Source organism: Williamsia sp. Y721 (assembly GCF_059683565.1).
Genome location: NZ_JCASNH010000001.1, coordinates 1782632 through 1796464, shown reverse-complemented (window position 1 = coordinate 1796464; position 13833 = coordinate 1782632). Strand labels below are relative to the sequence as shown.

Sequence of the window (13833 nt, the reverse complement as noted above, 5' to 3'; positions counted from 1 at the left end):
AGTCCCAACGCAGACCTACCGAAGCCCTCAGCCGCACTGGCCTGCGCCAACGTCGACGACAACCTGTCATACAGCGTCTGCAATACCTCTCGACTGGTCATCGTCGCAAACGGCTCATCAGATTCGGGATAGTCCAGTGCCCCAACACGATTCTGCGAAATCAGATCCGCAAACACCGACTCGCTGCTACCCCACCGCTGCACCACAACATCGCGTGCAACCCCCGCTTCGTCCGCCAACTGCGTCAATAGCGCCGGGCAGCCGGCTAGTCCCTAAGCCAAGTATCCGCGTGCTGCATCGAGCACCCTGCGCCGCTCTACGCCGTCCGCCTCAACAATTGCCATGCGCCACGCTCCTTCTGATCAATGCCGCGCCGAGACCTCCACACACCACATATCGTGGCTGTCCGCCGCTGAACCATGGAGCACCGGTGAAATGCCGATCATTCCACCTTCGCAGGTTTCATCTTCCTCGGATCGAACATAGCGTTCGATCCGACAAATCATGGGCCGAATCCCCATCGCAAGACACGACGTGTCTGTAGTGCGGTGGGCTCGGTTCCCCCGTCGCCCGTACGCTGTGGTCACAGCACGATCAGTCGGCGACGAGGAGCCATAGGTGCGCGATGCCTGGACGTGGCTTGTATGCGGAGTTGTCGGAGCGGTCCTCCTAATCGTTGGAATCGCATTCATTCCACGGACGTTGCACCACGACCCGTGTGAGTCGGCGCTCCCATACGCGACCGAGCTGGGGCTAAAACTCTCCGACGACGACAAGGTTGTCTCCTGCGAATGGCACCCCAACTTCCCGGACCCCTCCGGAAAAGTTCTGGTGCATACAACAACGCGCGATACACGAGCTGTTCTACTTAAACAATCAGGCGTCACCGAGCAGACCGAACGATCCACAATGAGCGTCAACGACGGGCCCTTGCAAGAACTCGTGCACAGACCCAACCTCGAGCGCAGCCTGCAGGTCTACACCGCTGCCGCGACCGGCGGCGACCAGCTGACGATCAGCTACGACGAGCGCGTGGAGTCTGGGCTCCTACTCACGGTGTGGGCGCTCGAGATTTGATCTCACGATCGCTCTGCGGCAGCCGACCTACCAGCCATCGGCACACTGACGCACAACTCGAACACCGTAATCGACAACGGCAAGCTCAACTTCAGTCGCAGCAGAACGCAGACCATTGGTTCGACCGCCTGCCGCGCGCCCGCTGCTGCCTTCGATGGTCGGACCTGAAAGTCTTCGACCGCTGATGGCATTTGCTAGTGTGCTGACATGTCGAGTCTGCAGAAAGGCGCATGAGGCGCCGTCGTAGTTTGCTGGTCCGCGTTGTCGAGGTGTCTCTCGGTGACGGAGCATTGGCACCACCGCGAGTCGGGGCGATCACTAACTTCCCACTGTCCTTCTCCGAGCCCGGTCCACCGTTTTCCAGCGACGATCGGCGCGACGCCGAACTCATGACGGTGCGCGGCGTGCTCGAACTCGAGAACACCCAACCCCATGAATACCGCGATGACCGTACGGGCGGATCGTGGTGGTTGTGGCGAGGCCTGCTTCGCGGTGATGGCTGGACCCCCACCTGGCGCGGCGAGCGACCCTTGACCGGACCGGTCGAGTTGACCGGCCATTTCACCTCGTCGTTGTATGTCGACCCAGGACACGTCCGCGGACGCATCACTCGTGTCCGGATCATCTCCGAGGCACCCTCTCGATACCGTGATGTCGGCACTGCGCCGCAGTTCCACGGTGACGACCACACCATCGACGACGACGGAACCTGTTACCGAGACACCGCAACCTTGATCGATCTCGATCTCGACGACGTACCGCCAGAGACGTTGCGTCCGCGGCTGATTCCCGGTCACCTCTCGGCCGACGATGATGACGCGGTGTGGGTGCTCGACACCGAACTTCCCATCGTCAGCCGCCTCGACACCACCAGCAACAACGCCGTCGAGTACGTCCTGCCGGCACAGGCCTCGCAGGGCCGTTGGGTCGCGGCCACCCCCACCGGATGCTGGGTGGCTGGCGTAGACGGCTTGTATCGCATCACCACCGGCATGGGTGCGTACCGAGCCGCAGAAGGAGCTACCTTCCCCGCAGCGGTCAGCGGTGAGACGCTCCTGGCGCATGACGGCAACAACAACTGGGCATTGCACATGCCGGACCTGCCTGCGCAACCACTCGACCTTCCCGACGGGGAGCTCTACTGTGCCGGCATCGACCGCGAGACAGGCGATTTCGTGGTCGTACTCGGCACCGCCACGCGTCCGCAGCGACAACTACAACTCGTGCAGATCACTCCGACCGGGCAGGTCCGTTGCGGACCAATTCTCACAGGGCCCACCCGCCGCGGCCAGCGACCGTTTCTTGCCGGCACCCCGATGCGCCTGTTCTACGGCGGCGCCGTCGCCACCGTCACCCACGACCTCACCCTCGACCCAGCCACCCAACAACCCAAGAGCCATATAGACGGCGGCCCGCTCGGTGACCTCGCCTGGATTCTCACCTACCGCTCCAGCGCAGACCCGATCACGCATTGGTGGCCACTACCCGAACCCACAGATCCCGCCAGCCCTCTACCCCGCATACCGATACTCAGCATCGTTGAACCATCAACCCTCACAGTGCAAGCCAGCTGGAGAGTCAACAATCTCCGCTCGGTGACCACGCAATCATCCATGTTGTGGGTGAGCGACCGAGACCAGCTGTACCGGATACCTTCCGGCCGGTCTCCGAGCCGCCCAGAGCGGGTCGACATCACCGCCGCGATCACCGACTCCATCGCACCAACCTCCGATTGCAGGCGTGACCGATGAGCAACAACGTATTTCAAGGTACGACCGATCGTCGCACGTTGACCGTGTTGGTCGATGAGCTCGCGATCGAGGACGGTCAAATCGATCCGCCCGAGGTCGGGGCGGTTACGTCGTTCCCGCTGCTGTTCACCGAGACCGCTGCCACGGCGCCCGATGCGGTCACAGTCCAAGGCACGCTGGAACCGTCGCCACGTCCACCGAGGCACCGCCGGGGCCGCTGGCAATGGAGCGGGTTACTACGCGGGGACGGGTGGACGGCCACCTGGCACGGTCCACGCCCGTTGACCGGTCGAGTCGAAGTGACCGGATGCTTCATGGGCGTCATGAGTATCGACGCCACCGGCTCGGTTCGCGGCCGAGTAGCCAGCGTCCAGATCGTCAGCATGTACTGGGAACGCGTGGACACCCGCGAGCGGTGGGCACCGGTTCCCGATCGTCGCGACTACGGGACGGTAGATCGGTCCCCTCGCTTCTTTTCCGACGAACGCATGTTCAACGACGACCCACCCCCGCTGTCCCGTGCCGAGATCGGGGTTCTGATTACGATCGATCTCGATGATGTTCCCCCGCTGCCGCTTCGGCCGAGCTTCGTTGCCGGCGACGTCTCGGCCAGCGGCACCCAGGTATGGGCCCTGGACCGGGCACTTCCCACAGTCATTCGGCTGGGCGCCAACGGTGTTAACGCAACGCATCTGTTTCCCGCAGCGGTGGCATCGCACCGGTCGATCTGGGCCACACCCACCGGCTGCTGGATCAGCGGACCCGACGGCACCTACCGGATCGATGCCACCACCGAGACCGGCCGCCAGATCAGCACCGCCGCAGCCACTGTCGGCGCCGTACAGGGCGAGGTATTCCTCGCCTGCACCACCACACGGCCGTGGCTCATCCACACCCCCGACGGCGACCCGATCGAAGTCGTCAACACCCCGCAGGGTTCACCAATCGACGCCGTCGCCGACGCAGACACCTTCGTCGTTCTCCTTCGCCTCACCAATCCCACCAAACCCCTGCGCTTCCAACTGGTCCGGATCGCCCTGACCGGCACATGTCAGATCGGCCCGCCACTACCAACCGCCAAGGACGCCTCCGCGTCCGACTTGTGCCTGCTCGGCGATCCACTGACGATCGCCCGCGAGGACACGTTCACCGACATCACACCTGACCTGACCGCCGGCACCACACGGCACATCCCGCGCCGATTCTTTCGCGCTGGGGCCCTCGGCGATCACATCTGGACCATCGGCCACCCACCCGACAAAACCAGTCGCTCATGGTGGCCACTGGACGGCCCCACCGTCTACGACCGCAGCCGCGGACAGTTCTGGCTCCTGACCATCCTCAACCGTGACACCTTGCAACCGGTACACACCGCACCAGTACTCACAGCCCAACCCGAGCTGACGCACGACGACCACGGAACAATCTGGCTCACGACTTCCGGAAAGCTCGAGAAAATCGTCGAACTAGGCGGCACCACGACGTGGCCAGGGACCGTCGATGTGACTGCGACAGAACAGAACTGACATTCCCACGCCGTAGTCGGCTCTGCGGCAGGATAGCTCAAGCTATGGCGCCAGAATACGTTTCGAGTGCACTCCGGGCGAGGAAACCTGCTGCACAGTGGCGACGACCAAACCAACGAGCGCCATCGGGGCAGCGAACCCGAGAGAGATCCAGAATGACGACCAGTTCGCGATAGCGACGAACGTCAATACGAAGAATGTTGCGACCACAAGCCACGAAACCCAGCATCGCATCGCAAGAGCTGCCACAACCGGAGGCACCGCCAGCAGCAGCCCAAGCTGGACCAGCGGCCACACACCCAGCACGTGGACGATCGAATCCTCGCACTGCAACGACGCGCGGTCGCCGTCGAGTCCCAGCTCGCCGGTCTTTGAACACGGTAGCGACACAGCGGATATCGGCGACGTCGAATTCCAGACGGTGGCCGCCACCGCTGCCATGGCTAATCCCCACCACACTGCTCTCAGCACCGACACGCCTGCAGCTTATAGCCACGTCTACCATTGACGCTCCGATCACGACGGTGAGCGTGGTGGGCGTTAGCCGATCATCGCTGAGCCAGCAGGACCCGCAACTGCTCGCGCAGTGCGGTATCTCTGTCACCGGATGCAAGGCAGGCTTGGTGCACCGCTCCCACGGCTGCCCGAAGCGCTGGATTTTGTCCTGCCGTCGCAATGGCGGCGACGGTGTCCATCTGAGCCTGCACGGCTACCTCACCACCCCCGGCGTCGCAATCCCCCTGACCAACAACGACGGCGCAACCGTCCTCGCCGGCGAGAATCCAGATGCCACCTGGTGGCTCAACAGAAATGTCACCGTCACCGATGACCAACCGGCGCTGTGGCAACGGCACGACGACGGATGGGCACAGAGCTAACAAGTCCTTCACCGCCTCAGCTCTTCGGCATATCGCGCTCTGCGTCGTAGACAATCCAATCAACCCACGGCCAGTAGCTTTCGACGATGGCTGTTCGTTTGATACCGGACGAGCTCATGAGTTCGCCCCACCCCACCACCCAACCCGCTTGCCGCTCTCATTCGCCTCACCTGTGGAGATGGCACACTGAACCCATGGCCGACTTCATCGATCGCCCTGGCCGTCCGCAAGTCACCAATGACGGCTACGAACGAGTATTGACCGGCACCTGGACCCAGCAGCACAGCGTCCAACTGGCGTCCTCGGACCTGCCCGACACCTGGGCCAACGCGCTGCACCGACTCGGCCGCGATCTCCATGTGCGCCAGTACGGTGGAGTGATCGAGCGAATCGACTGGGTCGCCGATTACGACCCCGACGCTGGCGCAGTCCTACTGCTCAGTGACGTCACCGTACTCGGCCGCAGACCCGACGGATTAGGAATGAGCGGACCAACTAATCGGGTCGACGACCCCGAGGAACAGATCCTCGCCTGCATCGCTGAACTCGTTCAAGACCAAGTCGCCCGCGCCCACGTCGCCTGGCCCTGGGGGGACACCGGCGGCTTCATGTCACCCCAACTCGAAGACTTCGCCATCTGGTCCGACAAAGGTCACCACATCGCGATCGGCACACTCTCTGAACCACCGAACGCCCCGGGTTGAGACCATCCACCACCTGGCGAAGCTGATCTCCAACCAGTCCAACTAGTACGCCAGACCGCCCCGGTATGCAGAGGGTATGCAGGAGTTTCAGCACGCAACGCTTCCGAGGCGGCCAGATCTGCGATTCAGCGAAAGGCCATACCTTGGGGCGAATAAGCCTTCTGGGTCGGATACGGCCGGGAAATTGCCGGCGCCGTAACCGATCTGGTGAGCGGGTAACTTTGAGCGCCGCGACCCTGCTGCCGCGCCACTCAGCACGGATCGAGCCCCCTCCGCGCCCATCACGCCACTGAACGGATTTCTCACGGGCAAAGTTGCCGTGTGCCGAAAACCGAGTTTCGCCCACATGCCAGACACTGGTCACCGACCCGGCTCCAATCAACCGGCGCCAGGTCCGCGAGACCGAGACGCCAGCCAAGTACACCCAACACCAGCCGGCCGATCCCCTGGCACACGCGGAGCACGATCACGATTCGGCCAACCACCACAGGATGCAACTGAGGCGACGAGCACATCCGAAGCTGACTGCGAACGGGTTCAACGCAGTGCCGACTGGACTTCTCTAGCTTTCGGGCGATGTAGTCTCTATTGTCTGCGTACCTCGTTGCGGCTCAATCTTTTTCGTCACCAATGATGAAACCGTACCCCGAATCGCACACTCGGGACGTTGGGTCCCTGAGCACCGAAGGGCAGGTCGGCAACGCCTATACCCTCACACCTGTCGAGACCTGACGGGCACGGTCTCAACCAGAAACTTAAGTTGGTCGGTGACCACGTTGGGAAAGGCGGGATCGATGTAGGGATCGAAGTGGCCGCATTCATAACGCAGCAGCGTCGACTCTGGGATGGCGCGGGCGGCCTTCACTGCCGCCGTGGCCGGCGCGATATTGTCCGACAATGCCACCTGGATCAGCACCGGACAGCTGATCTTTCGGGCAGTTCGAGCAGGAGAGTAGAGCCCGATCTTCACCAGGATCCGCGCGGCCACGGTCTCCGGGTAATCCCCACGCCGAATGCTCGATTCGGCAATCAGCCGCTCGAACGCGGCCATCGCGCCCGGGGCAGCGAGGGCTGCCACGGCGTTTTCGGGCCCGACCGCCGCGACGTATCGAGGCGGTTGCCGAAGGAAAGATCCGACGAGGTCGGCTAGACCTACCGGCGCCAGTCGCAGCACTTGCCACAGACCCGTGGCGCGCACCGCCGCCGGCCCACTGACGTGGGGAACCTGAGCGATGACCGCCGCCAATCGCTCACCATGGCCGGCCAACGTCAACACATGACCTCCGGCAAACGATGTTCCCCAGGCAACGACACGTTCGGCATCGGCGAACTGCAGAGAACGGGCAAACCTGATGGCGGCTCGCCAGTCGTCGAGTTGCGATCGGACATCAAGCAATTGGCGTGGCTCACCCTCGCTGTCGCCGAAATAGCGGTAGTCGAACAAGACCACGGCGTATCCCGCGGTCGCGAAATGTTCCGCGTAGGCCGGTAACCGAATCCCCCGCGTCGCGGCGAAGCCATGAGCCATGACGACCACCGGCACCGGGCCCAGCGGAGCGCTCGGTTGATACACCGTCGCGGCGCACCGGACCCCGTCGCTCGAGAAGAACTCTTCAGCCTGGGTGTACTGGTTGCCGCTCGACACGGTCGCCCCCTGTTTTCTTGATTGGTATTCAAGGAATCTAGCGTCTTCTTGAACGCCGATCAAGTAAAGTGGTGTTATGCCCGCCAATCGTCGTCCACGAGCACGGGCAGAAAAGCGGGACGAGATCGTCACCTCCGCTCGCCGACTCTTTGTCGAGAACGGCTACAACGACACGGCGCTGAGCAAGATCGCCGCCGACGCCGGGGTCACCGCGAACACCGTCTACTGGTACTTCCCCGACAAGGACCACCTACTGGTGGCCGTCCTGGAAGAACTGCTCATCGAGGCATTGGCGCGCTACGAACCGATGGCACAGCGTCCGCTGGCGGACAAGATCATGTTCGTGGTCGAAGAGTTGTCCGCAATGCGCACCCTTGTCGACACCGTCCATTCGCGGCGCGCCGCCTCGCCAGTAATAGATCGATGGCACAGCAACTTCCACGCGATGGCCGATGCACTCACCCGCGCCGATCTCCCGCCCGATCATGCGCAACCGGCGAGCCACATCATCGCGTTCGTGGTCGAAGGCCTACTCACACATCCCGGCGACGAAGCAGAGCAACGGGCAATCATCGATCTACTCGTCGACCGCATCACCCAGCGCTGATCGCCAGGTTTGGTCCACCCTTCACTCGGGAAGCAACCGTTCCCTTCGGCCACCTGACGTAATATATACCGTCGGCGTAAACCGTTGTGCCCCAATATGTTTAGCCCCCAGGGACGAAATGCAACAGGAAACGCGGCCCGGCTGTCTCGGTCTTCACCGTCTGCCCGCATATCGGCGAGCATGACACGTAGGCAGGCTTGATGCCTCAGGTCACAGGCGGATCGGCCATGACGTCTAATGAGCCGCATATACGTCAGGTAGAGGGACCCGCGGCTATAAGGCGTTCGCGCTAGATCGCGCCGAGCGGTGTCGACATGGCGCCATCGAGTCTGATCGTCTGACCATTCAAGAATGGGGTTGAGATGATGGCATTCACGAGATTGCCGTAGTCCTCGCCGCGACCGAATCGCTTAGGGAACGCAACGGCGCTCACGAGATGATCGAGGAGTTCTTCGGACGCACTCGCGAGTCGGGGTGTCCACATCGGACCAGGAGCGATGGCGCAGGCGCGAACAGCTACGTCAGCCAGATCACGCGCCATTGCCAGAGTCATTCCAACAATGCCGGACTTCGCAGCTGAGTAAGCGGTCTGGCGCGCTTGACCGTCGTAGGCCGCAGTTGAAGCGGTGTTGATGATCACGCCCCGCTCACCATTTTCGTCGAGTTCGTTCAAAGCGAACGCTGCGGCACTCAGCCGTGACATGTTGAACGGTCCAAAGAGATGCATGGCGATCATCTCTTGAAACATCAGCATGTCGTGGGGAACACCGTCGGCAGTGGTCGTACGGGGCATTCGCAAAGTAGCTCCAGCCGCGTTCACATTGACTGTGAATCTACCCTGCCCCTGCGCGATCTCGATCGCCGCCCGCACGTCGTCAGCGTTGTTGTGGTCACCCGCCGCAGGCACAGCCCGCTCACCCAGACTCTCCGCAAAGTCCGTCGCACGCTGCTCATCCGGCTCGAAAACAACCACGCGGAACCCGCTTTCTATGAGGCGGCGCGATGCGCCGCCTCCGAGCCCCCCTGCCCCACCACTGACCAGAGCGGAATGTCCTTCAAACCTCACCGGGATCGACCTTTCGTTGATCGCCAGACGGTGACAAAAGCCGCCCGGAAATACGATTCTCTCTGAGAGAGAACTAGCATACCAAGCAGCTTTCAGCTGATCTGGTAAGGCTCGACAGGAGCCAGCGCGTACCTCGATAAACGGTATCCAACCTTCACCGATGCGGGCCGGCCGGAACATCTGTCACGGTCACTCGTAATAGATGTTCCGACGTCACGACGGCGAGGTGACGGCCACTCTGCGCGTCCTCGCCGACCACGACCCGGTTACATCGGCCGGGTGGCGACAGCGACCATCGCACGGGGCCGCGGCTAGCAGACCGCCCCGGTAGGCAGAGGGTATGCAGACACCGCGAACACAGCCCCGAATCACCAACACCAGCTAACGCCAATACCGCTCCCCCACTGAACAATTCACAAATTGTCGGCAACACCCAAATCCAGCAAACATCCACTTCCGCAGGTTCAAAACCCGCCCAGTGTCAGTTCGAGTCTGACCGGGGGCACGCCAACAACACCCCGTACCTGGGCAATCAGGTACGGGGTGTTTCGCTGTCCGGGTCCGAATCATCCCCGATCCCCCACAAACCCCCGACATTGCCGAGCTTCTCCAGAAGCTCTGTAAGGTCCGGCGCCACAGTCGGTTTCGCTTCGACGTAGCGCTTCGACGTCACCTTTGGCGACGCGTGTCCGAGCTGCGAAGCGGCATCATCCACCCCATTTACACGGTCGATGGCGGTCGCAACCGTGCGCCGCATCGTCCGCAATTCCACCCAGTCGTGGGATGCGGGGATCGGACAGCTAATCGGCCCAGCGCGGGCAGCCCGAGATAGCGCCCGATCGCTCGTCGCTCGCTCGCGAGCAGGCGGCATCCCGCAACCATAGAGGCTTGTGTCGGCCTTCAGACCGTTGCCGACCGACCCTCGCTCCGTTCTTTGTCCCAGATTCCTGCGGGCGCGCACGGCAAGCCCACATCCTTGAGGGTCAGAATCCCTGCCGGCGCGGCGGCGACGTTGAACGCAGCGTTGACCGCCGGCATGGCGGTCATCGTGTCCCACTCGTGGTTGCCCCAGTGCTCGGGCGGGATGAACCGGATGCGGGTCTGGATTTCGGGTTCACCCTTGATGACAACCTTGTAGTGGTCGTCGTCGAAGACCCAGTTCCCGTTGAGCTTCGTGGTGAGATACCAGGCGACGTTGGACTGGACGACCGTCTTTCCGTTCACCTTGCCATTCCACCCGGCCCGGATCGCGGCGATGGTGTCTTTCTTCATCAAAAGCCAACCGAGATCCACGTCCTCCGACGCGGTCTGGTGTTCGATGAAGAACTCCATGTCGTCGAGGTCGTAGTCCAACGCGAGTGCCATGCGCCCGACAGAATCGCGGAACGTGCTCAACCACATCTTCGCCATCTCCAGCACCTCGACGGACGCCTCAGGCAGCGAAAAGCCCAGCGCCTGCCAGGTTTCGGCCGACTCGTAGACCGAGCAGTCCGCCGACTCGAAGAGCGACACTTGCTGAACGTCACGGCACACGGCAGTCATCGCCGTCACCATCGTGTTGATCCAGCCTGGGTTGACTCCGGAGATGTAGAGCGAACTGTTGCCACGCTCGCACGCGGCGGCAAGCTTCTCCTGTGTGTCGCCCGCGATGCCTCCGACGTTGAGGAACAGGTTGGTGCTGATTACGTCGAGTCCGCTCTCGAGCAGACGGACCACGTGGTCGAGGTCGGCCATGAATGGGTTGTAGAAAACGGTGTCGGCACCCAATGCGATGAGCGCGTCGATATCGGTGGTGGCGAGGACACCGGTGTCAGGTCGTCCGCACAGTGGTCCGGCGTCGGTGCCCGCTTTGTCCTCTGAATAGGCGTAGACACCGACCAATTCGAGTCGCGGATCGTCAAGAATGCCTCGCAGACTGAGCTTTCCGACCTTGCCAGTAGTCCATTGAATTACGCGCAACTTGTCCATGAGTTCCTTCGGTTTGAGGCCTGTCGGCTGATCGGGTCGCACGGGGCGATGTGTACGTTTCGAGTCACGAATCGTTGGACCGGCTCGGTCGAGCCGTCGAATCTCGCCATTCCTTCTCATAAACTATCCACCCCACTATTTGAGGAGACTCCCTGCATCGACGGGGAGCGTGATGCCAGTGACAAACCGTGCTTCATCAGAGGCGAGGAACAAAACCGCATTGCTGATGTCCTCCGGCTCGACACACCCGGTGGGCAATACATGCATCATCTGCGAGACGGCCAGCATATCCTCGGGTCCCGGATTTTCGAGGTCAGGTCGGAACAGTCGCATCGTGGCTTCGTTCATGAACATCGGTGTGTTCACGTTTGTCGGCGCAACTGAATTGACCCGGATCGAGTGTTCTCCGAGTTCCATCGCGAACGTACGCATGAGGCCGATGACGCCATGTTTGGCGGCAATGTAGTGCCCGGTGTTGGGGTACGCCTTGAGGCCTCCGACCGAGCTTGTAAGGACGATCGATCCGCCGCGTCCTCCAGAAATAAGGTGCGGGACACCGGCTTTAACGGTTTTCCATACTCCCGCCAGGTTGACGTCGATCATCTCGGTCCAGTCGCTTTCACGGGTTTTGTCCAGTGTCTGGCCACCATTGCCGATTCCGGCATTGGCCACGATGACATCCAGTCGACCCAATTGTTCGACTCCGAGATCGAGCGCGGATTTCAAGGCGTCGTAGTCGCGTACATCCACTTCGGCCGTGATCACTCGTCGATCTAGGCCTTTCACCAGGTCAGCGGTCTCAGCGAGATCTGCAGATGTGGCCGCCGGAATGGGACTGTCGAGTGTGATCGGGCCGCAGACATCGACGGCAATGATGTCGGCACCTTCCTGAGCCAACCGCACCGCGTGGCTGCGGCCCTGTCCCCGTGCTGCTCCAGTGATGAAGGCAACCTTACCTTCCAATCGTCCGGTCATAATCCAACCTAACCTTTCAGTATCGTTCGTATAAGTTGTGCAGAGCCCGGCGGGCTGGTGTTCGCGCTGTTTCGATATAACGACCGGGATATGGCGTTGATAACGCACGCGCCGTCAACCGATCTGGCAATATCGGCCTATATTTGCGTGAAGACCGACTTCGTTTTCATGTAGGCTTCAATGCCTTCGCGACCGAACTCGTAGCCCCAACCGGATTGTTTATAACCTCCGAATGGCATGGCGTGATCAAAGACCAATTGGCAGTTCAGAGTTACGGTTCCGGCATCGAGCCGCTTTGCGAGACGATGAGCTCGGCCGACGTCCTGTGTCCAGGCGGTGGCGGCCAGCCCGTAGCTAGTGTCGTTGGCCAGGGCAATCACCTCGTCGTCATCGTCGAACGGCATGATCGGCACGACGGGACCGAAGATTTCCTCCTTGTAAAGCCTCATGTCGGGGCTGACATGGGTCAACACGGTCGGGTGAACGAAGTAGCCGGTCCGATCGAGCCGGTGTCCGCCGGCAACGACTTCGACACCGTCGCGTTTGCCCTCGTCGATGAATCCCAGGACGCGAGCGAGCTGTTTTTGACTGATCAAGGGACCGATGATGCTGTGCTCTTCTTGGGGTCCGCCGAGTTTGAGGTTGTTCGCCACTGTGGCGATGCCTTCCACCACCTGGTCGTAGACGCCGCGTTGGACGAAGATGCGCGAGCCGCACACACATCCTTGCCCGGAGTGCACGAAAATACCCATTGCCGCCATCATTATGGCTTTGTTCAGATCGGCGTCGTCATAGATCAAGACGGGCGACTTACCGCCGAGTTCGAGTGTGACCTTCTTGAGGTTTCCGCTAGCTGCCTGCACAATTTTCTTGCCGACTTCGGTGGACCCGGTGAAGGCAATCTTATCGACGCCCGGGTGTTCGGTCAGTGCCGCTCCGGTGGTGTGTCCGTGACCGTTTACCAGATTGACAACACCGTCGGGGACGCCGGCCTGAGCCAACAGCTTGACCAACAGTAGCGCTGAAAGGGGGGTTTCTTCAGCTGGTTTGACGACGACGCTGCAGCCTGCAGCGAGTGCAGGTGCGAGTTTCGCGGCCGCATTGAAGACGGGGCCATTCCAGGGGAATATCAGTGCAGCGACGCCGATGGGCTCTTTTATGGTGTAGCCGTGCATGTTCGAATAGACACCCGTGATTCCTCCCGTCATCTGGATGTCGTGAGCAATTCCGTTGAGCTTGGTGCACCACCCACCGTAGTAGCGGAAAAATTCGGCGCTGGTGCCGATAATCGCCTGAGCTTGGGCAAGAGGCATACCAGTGTTGAGTGAGTCGATCTCCGCGAGTTCGGCTGCATGCTCGTCAATCAAGTCGGCTGCACGCCACAGGATTTTGGCGCGCTCGTTGCCCGGCAGTCCATGCCAGACACCAGAATCGAAGGAGGCCCGTGCGCGTGCAACGGCTTCGTCAACGGCCTTCGACCCTCCATCGGCGAACTCGGTGATCTGCTCCTCGGTCACTGGGTTGATGACCGGAATCAGTTCGCCAGTACCTGGAAGGTCACGTACCTCGTCCAGAATTGATTGCAACTTCATTGTGGCCTTTCGAATTTCAGGGAGTTATATGTGTGATTTACGCG

General features: G+C 61.4%; 12 protein-coding genes. 6 read left to right on the top strand and 6 right to left on the bottom strand.

Annotated elements, in window-relative coordinates; translation table 11 throughout:
• The first annotated feature begins 618 nt into the window (after positions 1 to 618).
• The 3 genes from AC56PL_RS08030 (at position 619) to AC56PL_RS08020 (ending at position 4354) form a co-directional block, all read left to right on the top strand.
• Positions 619 to 1077 (top strand): hypothetical protein, encoded by a 459-nt coding sequence (locus AC56PL_RS08030; RefSeq protein WP_497153457.1) that lies wholly within the window; start codon positions 619 to 621, stop codon positions 1075 to 1077.
• Positions 1078 to 1307: 230 nt separating this feature from the next.
• Positions 1308 to 2828 (top strand): hypothetical protein, encoded by a 1521-nt coding sequence (locus AC56PL_RS08025; RefSeq protein WP_497153456.1) that lies wholly within the window; start codon positions 1308 to 1310, stop codon positions 2826 to 2828.
• Positions 2825 to 4354: a hypothetical protein gene (locus AC56PL_RS08020; protein ID WP_497153455.1), complete on the top strand. Its 1530-nt coding sequence runs from the start codon at positions 2825 to 2827 to the stop codon at positions 4352 to 4354. The genes AC56PL_RS08025 and AC56PL_RS08020 overlap by 4 nt, the downstream gene beginning before the upstream one ends.
• A 42-nt stretch (positions 4355 to 4396) precedes the next feature.
• Here AC56PL_RS08020 and AC56PL_RS08015 read toward each other — a convergent pair whose 3' ends face one another.
• Positions 4397 to 4795 (bottom strand): ABC transporter permease, encoded by a 399-nt coding sequence (locus AC56PL_RS08015; RefSeq protein ID WP_497153454.1) that lies wholly within the window; start codon positions 4793 to 4795, stop codon positions 4397 to 4399.
• Between the two features lie 92 nt (positions 4796 to 4887).
• Between AC56PL_RS08015 and AC56PL_RS08010 the strand changes: the two genes are divergently transcribed.
• Together AC56PL_RS08010 and AC56PL_RS08005 are read left to right on the top strand one after the other, a co-directional pair.
• Positions 4888 to 5232, top strand: coding sequence for a hypothetical protein (locus tag AC56PL_RS08010; RefSeq protein ID WP_497153453.1), 345 nt, complete (start codon positions 4888 to 4890; stop codon positions 5230 to 5232).
• A 194-nt stretch (positions 5233 to 5426) separates the two neighbouring features.
• Complete coding sequence (locus AC56PL_RS08005) at positions 5427 to 5936, top strand: hypothetical protein (RefSeq protein ID WP_497153452.1); 510 nt, start codon at positions 5427 to 5429, stop codon at positions 5934 to 5936.
• Positions 5937 to 6648: 712 nt separating this feature from the next.
• Here AC56PL_RS08005 and AC56PL_RS08000 read toward each other — a convergent pair.
• Positions 6649 to 7581, bottom strand: coding sequence for an alpha/beta hydrolase (locus AC56PL_RS08000; RefSeq protein ID WP_497153451.1), 933 nt, complete (start codon positions 7579 to 7581; stop codon positions 6649 to 6651).
• Between the two features lie 76 nt (positions 7582 to 7657).
• Here AC56PL_RS08000 and AC56PL_RS07995 point away from each other — a divergent pair, with 76 nt between their 5' ends.
• A complete protein-coding gene (locus AC56PL_RS07995; RefSeq protein ID WP_497153450.1) occupies positions 7658 to 8188 on the top strand; it encodes a TetR/AcrR family transcriptional regulator in 531 nt (176 codons plus the stop codon).
• Positions 8189 to 8477: 289 nt separating this feature from the next.
• Here the strand turns inward: AC56PL_RS07995 and AC56PL_RS07990 are convergent, their stop codons facing one another.
• The 4 genes from AC56PL_RS07990 to AC56PL_RS07975 form a co-directional block, all read right to left on the bottom strand.
• Positions 8478 to 9434, bottom strand: a complete 957-nt coding sequence (locus AC56PL_RS07990; RefSeq protein WP_497153449.1) for an SDR family NAD(P)-dependent oxidoreductase — start codon at positions 9432 to 9434, stop codon at positions 8478 to 8480.
• Positions 9435 to 10154: 720 nt separating this feature from the next.
• Positions 10155 to 11222 (bottom strand): NAD(P)H-dependent amine dehydrogenase family protein, encoded by a 1068-nt coding sequence (locus AC56PL_RS07985; protein WP_497153448.1) that lies wholly within the window; start codon positions 11220 to 11222, stop codon positions 10155 to 10157.
• A 135-nt stretch (positions 11223 to 11357) separates the two neighbouring features.
• On the bottom strand, positions 11358 to 12197 hold the full coding sequence (locus tag AC56PL_RS07980; RefSeq protein WP_497153595.1) for a mycofactocin-coupled SDR family oxidoreductase: 840 nt from the start codon (positions 12195 to 12197) through the stop codon (positions 11358 to 11360).
• Between the two features lie 137 nt (positions 12198 to 12334).
• Complete coding sequence (locus tag AC56PL_RS07975; protein WP_497153447.1) at positions 12335 to 13789, bottom strand: aldehyde dehydrogenase family protein; 1455 nt, start codon at positions 13787 to 13789, stop codon at positions 12335 to 12337.
• Positions 13790 to 13833: the final 44 nt, after the last annotated feature.